This is a genomic window from Streptomyces sp. NPDC127100, assembly GCF_042724095.1.
Lineage (GTDB): Bacteria > Actinomycetota > Actinomycetes > Streptomycetales > Streptomycetaceae > Streptomyces.
On the sequence record NZ_JBHXFL010000042.1, the window covers coordinates 52,523 to 62,326 of the forward strand.

At 73.2% G+C, this 9,804-nt stretch carries 9 protein-coding genes; 5 read left to right on the top strand and 4 right to left on the bottom strand.

The annotated features are described in order from the left end of the window. Window positions 1-7: 7 nt before the first annotated feature. The gene (locus ACFWJB_RS28650) at window positions 8-1,174 is read right to left on the bottom strand and encodes a DUF5685 family protein (protein WP_386925781.1); all 1,167 of its coding nucleotides are present in this window, start codon (window positions 1,172-1,174) and stop codon (window positions 8-10) included. A 293-nt stretch (window positions 1,175-1,467) separates the two neighbouring features. On the opposite strand from ACFWJB_RS28650, the gene ACFWJB_RS28655 reads away from it, so the two are divergent. Then, window positions 1,468-1,905 carry a cell division protein SepF gene (locus ACFWJB_RS28655; RefSeq protein WP_385467977.1) on the top strand — a complete coding sequence of 146 codons (438 nt, stop codon included), beginning with the start codon at window positions 1,468-1,470 and terminating at the stop codon, window positions 1,903-1,905. Between the two features lie 39 nt (window positions 1,906-1,944). Here ACFWJB_RS28655 and ACFWJB_RS28660 read toward each other — a convergent pair whose 3' ends face one another. Together ACFWJB_RS28660 and ACFWJB_RS28665 are read right to left on the bottom strand one after the other, a co-directional pair. Then, complete coding sequence (locus ACFWJB_RS28660) at window positions 1,945-3,135, bottom strand: acyl-CoA dehydrogenase family protein (RefSeq protein ID WP_385467979.1); 1,191 nt, start codon at window positions 3,133-3,135, stop codon at window positions 1,945-1,947. A gap of 133 nt (window positions 3,136-3,268) precedes the next feature. Beyond that, the gene (locus ACFWJB_RS28665) at window positions 3,269-4,873 is read right to left on the bottom strand and encodes an MFS transporter (protein ID WP_386925784.1); all 1,605 of its coding nucleotides are present in this window, start codon (window positions 4,871-4,873) and stop codon (window positions 3,269-3,271) included. A 260-nt stretch (window positions 4,874-5,133) separates the two neighbouring features. Here ACFWJB_RS28665 and ACFWJB_RS28670 point away from each other — a divergent pair, with 260 nt between their 5' ends. Both ACFWJB_RS28670 and ACFWJB_RS28675 read left to right on the top strand, forming a co-directional pair. Beyond that, entirely contained in the window at window positions 5,134-6,324 is a 1,191-nt protein-coding gene (locus tag ACFWJB_RS28670) for a glycosyltransferase family 39 protein (protein WP_386925786.1), read from the top strand. Window positions 6,325-6,561: 237 nt separating this feature from the next. Then, window positions 6,562-7,578 (top strand): phosphatase PAP2 family protein, encoded by a 1,017-nt coding sequence (locus tag ACFWJB_RS28675; RefSeq protein WP_385467988.1) that lies wholly within the window; start codon window positions 6,562-6,564, stop codon window positions 7,576-7,578. A gap of 97 nt (window positions 7,579-7,675) precedes the next feature. Here the strand turns inward: ACFWJB_RS28675 and ACFWJB_RS28680 are convergent, their stop codons facing one another. Continuing rightward, window positions 7,676-7,891: an I78 family peptidase inhibitor gene (locus ACFWJB_RS28680; RefSeq protein ID WP_385467991.1), complete on the bottom strand. Its 216-nt coding sequence runs from the start codon at window positions 7,889-7,891 to the stop codon at window positions 7,676-7,678. Window positions 7,892-8,588: 697 nt separating this feature from the next. Between ACFWJB_RS28680 and ACFWJB_RS28685 the strand changes: the two genes are divergently transcribed. Together ACFWJB_RS28685 and ACFWJB_RS28690 are read left to right on the top strand one after the other, a co-directional pair. Next, on the top strand, window positions 8,589-9,383 hold the full coding sequence (locus tag ACFWJB_RS28685; protein ID WP_386925789.1) for a hypothetical protein: 795 nt from the start codon (window positions 8,589-8,591) through the stop codon (window positions 9,381-9,383). Window positions 9,384-9,448: 65 nt separating this feature from the next. Then, entirely contained in the window at window positions 9,449-9,763 is a 315-nt protein-coding gene (locus tag ACFWJB_RS28690) for a hypothetical protein (protein WP_385467996.1), read from the top strand. Window positions 9,764-9,804: the final 41 nt, after the last annotated feature.

Below are 9,804 nucleotides of genomic sequence, written 5' to 3' on the forward strand. Positions count from 1 at the left end.
CGGCCTCTCAGCAGTCGCAGCCGCAGCCGTCGCAGCAGCATCCGTCGCCGCAGCAGTTGCCGCAGTTGCTGCAGCAGTCACAACAGTCGCAGCAGTCACCGCAGCTCTGGAACAGCCCTTCCCTGCGCTGCCTGCTCCAGGGGTCCTCGAACGTGCCGCAGCACATCTGGCACGTGCAGGCCAGCCCCAGCCACACGGCGCACCCCGCGAGCAGGCCCCGCCGGTCGCGGCGCGGTGGCTCCGGCGGCATCGGCGCACCGGGGCCGCCCGGGGCGCCGGGCGGCGCGTAGGGGTGGCTGCCGTGAGCGCAGGAGGGGGTGCCGAAGGCGCGGTCGACGGAGGTGCCCAACTCGTGCACCAGCAGCCGGTGCACGAGCCTGCCGTCGGTGAACTCGGCCTCGCGCAGCGCCAGCCGTATCCCGTGCACGGCGTCGTCGGCCAGCCGGCGGGCCTCCGTGCGCGGGGTGCCGGTGGCGGTGAGCGGGTTCCAGGCGCCCGACGCGGCGTCGGCCTCCTGGTCCTCCACGGCGTCCAGGAGGTGGGCCAGCCGTCCGAACAGGCGCCCCGCCTCGGCGAGCGGCACGGCGTTGCCCGGACGTCCGGCGAGGTGGGCGGTGTGGGCGAAGGCCGCCGCGGTCGCGGTCTCGGTCGGCTCGGTGACCGTGAGGAGAGGCGTCCCGGGCCCCGCGAGCACCTCGAGGCCGACCTGCCGGTCCACGGCGTCGACCAGGACGGTGGTGTCGAACCCGAGGGCACCGCCACCGCGGTGGCCGGCCGCGTCCCAGCCGGCGGCGACCCGGCGGGCGGCGCGGGCCACCGGCCGCCGGGCCAGCAGTCCGTCCCCGTCGGCGACATGGTCGCGCACCTTGGCCGAGGCCAGCACCAGGGAGACGGCCGCCGCGAGCCGGGCGCCCTCACCGTGCGCGACCGACGCGGTACGCATCCCGCGCAGCGGGCACGGTCCCGCCGTTCGCCGGCCGGCGCCCGCGCCGCCCCGGTCGGCCTGAGCCTCCGTCAACACCGATATGAGCAGCCCGTCATAGTTCGTCACGATGCGCGCGAACTGTCCGTGGTCCTTGCGCAGCGCGAGGCACAGCCCGCACAGATGCGCCATCCACTGACTGGTGAGGCTCTCTCCCAGCCGATGCCTGCATGGCCTGACGATTCCGAACACGACACTCCCCCGTTGGTTCGTACGACACGCTGAGCTGCGGCATCGTACCGGCAGCCGGGTTCACCCGTACGCACCCCCGCTCACCCGTCCGCCGGGAAGAATCATATTTCACTCACGGTCAGCGTCCGTTTGGGAAACGGCCCTTGGGACACACGGACTCTCGACGGATCCGCTGTGCACCAGTACCGTCACAAACCCCCCGCGCGGCGTCTATCCACTTGGCGCGACGTCCGCATCATGGATGACCATAGGGATGCGGAAAGCACGAAAGACCGCTGTGAGAGGAGGCGTCCATGGGATCGGTACGCAAGGCGAGTGCGTGGCTCGGCCTCGTCGACGACAACGATGACGAGCGCTACTACGACGACGACTACTCCGAGGGCACCGAGTCCCCGGACGCCTGGGTCACGGACCCGCGGGTGAAGGTGGCCTCGGACGTCGCCGAGGAGAGAGGCCGCCGCATCGGCACGGTCACCCCGGACAGCTTCCGGGACGCGCGTGCCATCGGCGAGCTGTTCCGGGAGGGTGTCCCGGTGATCATGAACCTGACGGCGATGGAGGCCGGCGACGCCAAGCGCGTCGTGGACTTCGCGGCCGGGCTGATCTTCGGCCTGCGGGGTTCGATCGAGCGGGTCTCCACCCGGGTGTTCCTGCTGAGCCCGGCCGACACCGAGGTGATCAGCGGCGACCCGGCCGCGCACCGGTCGGACGGCTTCTTCAACCAGAGCTGAGGCGGGGCCGCGTTCCACGGCCCCGCCCCCGCCCGTGCCTCACCGGAAGGCGTCGAGTCCGGTGAGCGCCTTGCCCAGCACGAGCTGGTGCATCTCGACGGTGCCCTCGTAGGTGAGCACCGATTCCAGATTCGTCGCGTGCCGCATCACGGGGTACTCGAGGGAGATCCCGTTGGCGCCGAGGATCGTGCGGGACGTGCGGCAGATGTCGATCGCCTCGCGCACGTTGTTGAGCTTGCCGAAGCTGACCTGCTCCGGACGCAGGCGGCCGGCGTCCATGCGCCGCCCGAGGTGGTGGGCGAGCAGGATCCCCTTGTGCAGTTCGACCGCCATGTCGGCGAGCTTGGCCTGGGTCAGCTGGAAGCCACCGATGGGCCGCCCGAACTGCTCCCGCGACATCGCGTACTCCCGAGCCGCCTCGAAGGAGCTGCGGGCCGCGCCCATCGCACCCCAGACGATGCCGTAGCGCGCGTGGGAGAGACAGCTGAGCGGTCCGCGCAGCCCGGTGACCTCCGGCAGCACGGCGTCGGCGGGCAGCCGCACGTCGTCGAGGACGAGCTCGCTGGTGACGCTGGCCCGCAGCGACCACTTGTGCTTGATCTCGGGCGCCGAGAAGCCGGGGCTGTCGGTGGGCACGACGAAGCCGCGGATGCCGTCCTCGGTCCGCGCCCAGACGACGGCGACGCCGGCCACCGAACCGTTGGTGATCCACATCTTGCGGCCGTTGAGCACCCAGTCCCCACCGTCGCGCTTGGCGTGGGTGCGCATGTTCGCGGGGTCGGAGCCGTGGTCGGGCTCGGTCAGCCCGAAGCAGCCGATGACCTCGCCGGCGGCCATGCGCGGCAGCCAGGCCTGCTTCTGCTCCTCGCTGCCGAAGCGGTGGATGGCGTACATGGCGAGGGAGCCCTGTACGGAGACCAGGGACCGGATGCCGGAGTCGGCCGCCTCCAGCTCCAGACAGGCCAGCCCGTACTGCACGGCGGTCGCACCGGCGCAGCCGTAGCCCTCCAGCGACATGCCGAGCGCGCCGATGGAGCCGAGCTCGCGGGCGAGGTCCCGGATGCCGGGCAGCTCGCCCCGCTCGTACCAGTCCGCGATGTGCGGCAGCACGCGGTCGGCGGCCCAGCCCCGCACGGTGTCCCGGACCGCCAGGTCCTCCGGCTCCAGCAGGTCGTCGATGCCGAGGGGATCGGCGGGGTCGAACGCGGGCGACTTCGAGGACGAGGCCATGGAACACCCTCCGGGACGGTGAAAACTAGCGCTGCTAGTTACGGTTGCGTTCCGACGTTACGGCGCGGCGCCCCGCACGTCCACCACGGGCGCCGTCCGCCTCCCGGCGGACGGGCGGGGGGGGCCGCGACGGTCACACCGAGACGCGCGACTCCACGGCGTCCCGGGGCCCGGGCACCGCGACGGCGTCCGCCTCGCACTGCATCGCCCGCGGCAACCGCAACGCCATCACGGCGCCCAGCAGCAACAACCCCGCACTCACCAGCAACGTCACGTGCAGCCCGTGCACGAACGCGTCCGCCGCGGCCCGCCGCAGCGCGCTTCCCGCCGGCCCCCCGAGCTGCGCGGCGACCTCGTAGGCCTCCCCCAGCGAATGCGCCGCCGACGACGACGCCGACGCCGGCACTCCGGGCACCCCGCCCGTCAGCCCGGGCGCGTACGCCGCGTTCATCACGCTGCCCAGGAGCGCGATCCCGATCCCGGCGCCCAACTGGTACGACGTCTCGCCGATCGCCGCCGCCCCGCCGGACTGCTCCGGCGGCGCCTCGCTCAGCATCGACTCGTACGCCCCGAACAGCGTCGTCTCCAGGCCGAAGCCGAGCAGGACGAACCCGGAGAGCAGCAGCGCGCTGTTGTCCGCCCGGCCCATCGCCGTGAGCAGCACCACCGCCCCCGCCGTCAGGCAGAACCCGGCGCACACCATCCGGCGCGGCCCGAACCGCCGCAGCAGGCGCGCGCCCGCCAGGCCCGCCGCCATCGCCGCGAAGGTCAGCGGCAGCAGCCGCAGCCCGGTCTCCAGCGGTGACAGTCCGAGCACCAGTTGCAGGTACTGTGCCGCGATCAGCTCCAGCCCCACCAGCGCCAGCATGGCCAGCACGATGCAGCCCACCGACGTACTGAACGCGGGCCGCCGGAACATCCGCAGGTCCACCAGCGGGTACGTACGGCGCCGCTGCCGCCGCACGAAGCCGGCCAGCAGGGCGGCGCCCGCCACCAGCGGCAGCACGGTGACCGCACTGGCCACCGGCTCGCCGCCGCCGAGCCGCTTCACGCCCAGCACGACCCCGAACAGCCCGGCCGCCGCCATGAGCGCGCCGACGACGTCCCAGGGGCCGGTGCCGTCGCCCTTCGACTCGGGCAGCAGCAGCCGCCCCACCGGCAGGCTGACCAGCATCAGCGGGATGTTGACGAGGAAGACCGACCCCCACCAGAAGTGCTCCAGCAGGAAGCCGCCGAGCAGCGGTCCGATCGCCGCGCCGACCGCGGCCACGGCACTCCAGATGCCGATGGCCAGCGCCCTCTCCCGCCGGTCGGGGAAGACCTGGCGCAGGATCGACAGCGTCGCCGGCATGATCATCGCCCCGCCGACCCCGAGCAGCGCGCGGGCCGCTACCAGGACCTGGGCGCCCTCGGCGAGGGCCGCCAGTGCGGAGGCGACGCCGAAGAGCGCGTACCCGAGGAGCAGGATCCGTCTGCGGCCGACACGGTCGCCCAGGGTGCCGAACAGGATCAGCAGCGAGGCGCAGACGAGGGGATAGACGTCGACGATCCAGAGCAGCTCTATCGCGCCGGGCCTCAGGTCCTCCGTGACGGCGGGGACCGCCACGTGCAGGACGGTGGCGTCGACGGCGACGAGCAGCAGGCTGACGCAGAGGACGACGAGGACCACCCAGCGGTTGGCGCCGGCCCCGGCAGCCCGGCGGCGCAGCGCGGCGGCAGCCGTGGTCGTCCCGGACATGCACGTACCTCCAAGATGTTCCCTCGCGTCCGGCGGGCCGCGCGGGGCGGGGACTCCCCTGCGGCTCGGCCGGAGAGGAGCGGAGCCTCCGGGCCGTGCAACGGAAACGCGAGTGGCTGGCCAGCGTACGCGAGTCCGTCCCGTACCCGCGTGGCCGGGCTCACACATCCCGCACGACATGTGTGGCGTGCGCCACCGCACCGGCCGGGCGGCCGCCCCGGCCGGCCGACGCGCCGGGGGCGCGGCGGATAATCGGGCCCGTGACCGATCTTGAAACACGCGTTGCGGCGGACCGCGCCGGTGCCCTGCGCCGGGCCGCCCCGGCGCTCCTCGGCTACGCGGCCGTCCGCGCCCTGGGCCTGCTCGTCCTGGGCCTGTGGAGCGTCGCACGCGACAAGAACGCGTACACGCTGCTCACCGCGCGCTGGGACTCCCTCTGGTACGCCAGGGTCGCCGGTCCCGGTTACGGCTACGAGGTGCGCCTGCCCAACGGCGACGTGCACTCCGACCTGGCCTTCTTCCCGCTGCTGCCCTGGCTGGAGCGGCTGGGCGCGGCCGTCTTCCCGCTGTCGTACGCCGACGCGGGCTTCGTGGTCAGCCTGCTCGCCTCACTGGCGGCGGCCTGGGGGATCTTCGCGGTGGCGGACCATCTCCACGGCCGCCGGGCCGGGGTCTGCGCGGCGCTGCTGTGGGCCGTGCTTCCGGTGGGGATCGTGCAGTCGATGGCCTACAGCGAGTCACTGTTCACCGCGCTCGCCGCCTGGTCGCTGTACGCGGCGCTCACGGGACGGTGGGTGACGGCGGGAACGCTGGCCGCACTGGCCGGGCTGACCCGGCCGGTGGGGCTCGCGGTGACGGCGGCGGTGTGGGCGGCCGCCGTCGTGGCATTCGGGCGAACCCGGAGCGCCACCGCCGCGGGCGGCGCCCTTCCCGCGGCTCGCGCCCCCGCCGAGGGCGTGCGGCGCGCGTGCGGCATGCTGCTCGCGCCCCTGGGCGCCGCCGGGTACGTGCTGTGGGTCGGCCACCACACCGGCCAGGGTCCGCTCGGCTACCTCGACGTCCAGGCCGGCTGGCACAACGGCTTCGACGGCGGCCTGTCCTTCGCCCGGTTCGCCGGCGGGATGCTCACGTCGTTCCCGTCGGCCCTGGCGGGTGTCGGCCTGATCGCCGGGGTCGCCCTGCTGCTGTGGCTGTACGTCGTCTGCGTGCGGCAGCGCCAGCCGCTCGCCCTGCTGGTGTACTCGGGGATCGTCACCGCGCTCGCCCTGGGCGCGTCGGGCTACTTCGGCTCGAAGCCGCGGCTGCTGCTGCCCGCCTTCCCCCTGCTGCTGCCGCTCGCCGTGGCCCTGGCCCGGCTGCGGACCTCCAGGTCGGCGCCGGTGGTGGCGGCCGTCGCCGTCCTCTCGGCCGGTTACGGCGCGTTCTGGCTCAACGGCTCCGGTCCCCCCTGACCGGTCGCGCCCGCCCGATGAGCGGCGGGGAAATTGCGTACCAGCATTCGGTTAACGAATTAATAAGCACGATAAAACCGCCGACCGGACCGATCAAAGTAATTGAAGCCCGCGACCGGGCCGGATTGCGGATTCCTCGGAAAAAGGCACTCCCTGAGAGGAATCCCACATCACATCGTCATCACAAAGCCGTTGATTCGGCCGGGTCCACTCCTCACTCGCTGTAACGTCGATTGGGTGCGTACCGAACGGAACCTCACCCGTCTGGACCGGGTGTTCGCGAGACTCGACCGGGAGCCGGAACGACCGGCCCACCTAGATGTGCCGGAGATGAGCCGGCACCGCATTGCGCTGTTCTCCGGCACCCTCGCGTTCTATATCGCGATCGTGTGGGCCGTGCTGATCACCTCGTGGCTGGTCCGGCTCGACTGGCAGGTCATGTTCTTCCGGCCCTACCAGCAGTGGCCGGAGATCCACGCGTTCGTCGACTACTACGTGGTCCTCGGCCAGCGCGGCCCCACCGCGGTGATGGTCGCGGCCTGGCTCGGCTGGCGGTCCTGGCGCCAGCACACCCTGCGTCCGCTGCTCGCGCTCGGCGCCTCCCTGCTGCTGCTGAACCTGACCGTCGGCGCCGCCAAGATCGGCATGGGCCGGCTGGGACCGCACTACGCGACCACGATCGGCGCGAACGAGATGTGGCTCGGCGGCGATATATTTCCGAGCGGTCACACCGCGAACGCCGTCGTGACCTGGGGAATCCTGGCCTACCTCGCATCGACGCCGAGGGCGCGGCGCTGGCTGTCGGCGCTGTCGGCGGTCACCTCGCTCGGGGTCGGGATGTCCACCGTCTACCTCGGGACGCACTGGCTGAGCGACGTGGTCCTCGGCTGGACGGCGGGCCTGCTGATCCTGCTGGCGCTGCCGTGGTGCGAGCCGCTGATCGGCCGCACCGAGGTCTGGATCCTCGGCCTGCGGGACCGGTGGTCCGCCCGGCGCGGCCGCAGGGCACCGGCGAGGGAGCCGGTCGCCGCCCCGGTGGTGCTCGCGCACCCCCTCCGCGGCCGGGAGGGGACCCCGGCGCGCGAGCCGGTCACCGCGTCCCGCACCCGGGCCCCGGTGTACCTGGCCCCGGGTCCGCACACGGCCCGCTCGGACCGCACGCCGGTCACCCCGGCGGGCACCCGCCGTCCGCCGCACGCCGACCGCCACCCGCGCAGCACGGCCCAGGCGGCACGGCCCCTGTCCGGCGGCTGACCGCCCCGGGGCCCGCGGGGGCCGGTACGCACAGCCTCTCCCCGCGGCACGAAGGCCCCGGCCCTCCGCACCGGAGGGCCGGGGCCTTCGGCGTGTGTCAGCCCTTCCAGGCGCGGGACACGCGGCCGCCCTTCACCTCGAAGTTGAGCCGGCCCACGCGGTACTCCATGGTGATGACCGTCCCGGGCTCCAGCGACCGCACCGTCGACCAGCCCCGCTCGCGCGCGAGGCGTTCCGCGGCCCCGGAATCGAGGCCCACGTAGGCGTCCGGACTGTCCTGGGGTTCGGTGGGGGGTGTCGGAATCGGTGCCATGCGGCCACGCTATGCCCTGCTCCACGGACGGGGAAGCCCAGGCCCGTAACACAGGGCACCGAGGCCCCTACCGTCACACTTCTGTCACAGGACCACGGCCTGCGTTTTGACCGAACTCCTTCACTCGAACGGACGCATCCGCGCAACTTCTTCGAGACCGGGGCGACAATTTCGACGCAGCACGCCACCCCCTCGAATTCTCGAACGGAAAAGGGCATCGCCGCGCACCGCGGAGCGCAATTCCTTTCCCGGGAGCAGGACCGAACGGGCGTGCGACCATCGGATATCGACACAGGAAACACACTTCTCACCCACAGTTTCCCCGCGCCCCGGCGCCGGCGCCCGGGACCGGGCGAGGGAGCGTCCGGCCGGCCGCGGCCCGCCCCTGCCGGTCCGGCGGGCGCCCCGGATTTCCGCACCCGGTTCGTTCGCCGATTTCCTGATTTGTCGACCTGCCGATCCGACGACCCTCCACGCTTCTGCACCGACAAGTCCCCTACGCTGCAACGCACTTGAGCGTCCACGAGCGATGACGCCGCCGTTCGGACAGGTCGTCGGGCGGTTCGATTCCGTTCGCCCCGGGGCGTGACTCCCGCCGCGGATCGCCCGTTGTCTTCAGCATGAGCCGGGGACCCGCCCGGACCGCGGGCCGGGAGCCACCCGGTCCGGTCACGCACCGCATCCGAGGGAGCCACCCGTGCCGCGCATGCTCGACGTCAGCGACGACGTACGCGCCGAGATCGGCGACGAAGAAGCCGACCGCCTGCTCGCCGGGGAGTCCGCCCCGGGCAGCTACGACTGCACGTCCTGCCGCACTCCCGGCGACTGCGAGCAGGAGCGCACCAGCACCGTGCTCTTCGTCGGGGACGAGACCGCCGTCCTGGCCTTCGCGCACGCGGGCTGCCTGCCCTCGCAGGTCGTCAAGGTCACCGAGGAGCAGCTCCAGGGGGCCGTGCGGTCCATCAACGCGGACTCCGCGCGCCCGCAGCCGCAGCCGCAGCCGCAGGCCCCGGTGTCCGAGCAGGCGGTGCTGGGCGTGACCAGCGGCCTCGTCCTGATCGCCGACGAGCTGCACCCGGCGCTGGTGGTCGAACCGACCGCGCCCATCGTGCGGCCCGGCACCACCGGCACCGGCGACGACTTCCTGCCGCTGCTGATCGAGCAGGGCTTCACGCCGGTCGTCGCGCTGTCCACCGCCCCCGCCGTGCTGCACGGCTGGTCGGTGCTGCTCGCCATGGGACAGCTGCACGCGGTGCTCCAGCCCGGGGCCGACGGCGGCCGGCCGGTGGCCTGGTGGCAGGCGCACCAGCCCCTCCAGGTCACCGAGGGCTGGCGCACGGCGGCCCACAAGCAGCAGCAGGTGCTGATGTACGCGGCGCCGGTCGGGACGATCGGCCGGCAGCCCCGGGAGGACCTGCTGCGCGACGCCCTGGACAGGGCGGCGGCACACGGGCGGCTGGTCGCCGCCGCGTTGCCGCTGGCGGGGACCTGATCACCGACCGGGGGTGACCGCAGCCCCGGCCGCATCCCTTCCGGTCCGGGGTCGTTTGGACATACGTGCACGCATACGACTCCTCCCACCGCCACGGTGGCCCCTCGGCCACGCCGATCTACGACGCGCTCTACGCCGAGTACGTCAGGTCCTTCCGCTCGCTGCCGGGGGATCGCAGCGGCGAGGAGGAGCTGGAGTTCACCGGGTTCGGGACCATGTCCCGCGGCCGGGCCTACAGCGCCTACGGCGTGGGCGCCCACAGCGCCCGGCTCGCCCAGGAGTCGTCGTGGCAGCGCGTCGGCCAGCTCGGCCCGCACGGCACCGGGACGATGCGCCACGTCCCGGCCGCACTGCCGCCGGCCCCCCGCAGGGGCGCCTGAGCTCGGACGAAGCGGCGAGAGGGGGCGGTCCCGGTCGGGAC

Bases quoted from the DNA above. Each gene is read 5' to 3' on its own strand.
- ACFWJB_RS28665 (WP_386925784.1), bottom strand. From the start codon at position 4,873: ATGTCCGGGACGACCACGGCTGCCGCCGCGCTGCGCCGCCGGGCTGCC.
- ACFWJB_RS28680 (WP_385467991.1), bottom strand. From the start codon at position 7,891: ATGGCACCGATTCCGACACCCCCCACCGAACCCCAGGACAGTCCGGAC.
- ACFWJB_RS28655 (WP_385467977.1), top strand. From the start codon at position 1,468: ATGGGATCGGTACGCAAGGCGAGTGCGTGGCTCGGCCTCGTCGACGAC.
- ACFWJB_RS28660 (WP_385467979.1), bottom strand. From the start codon at position 3,135: ATGGCCTCGTCCTCGAAGTCGCCCGCGTTCGACCCCGCCGATCCCCTC.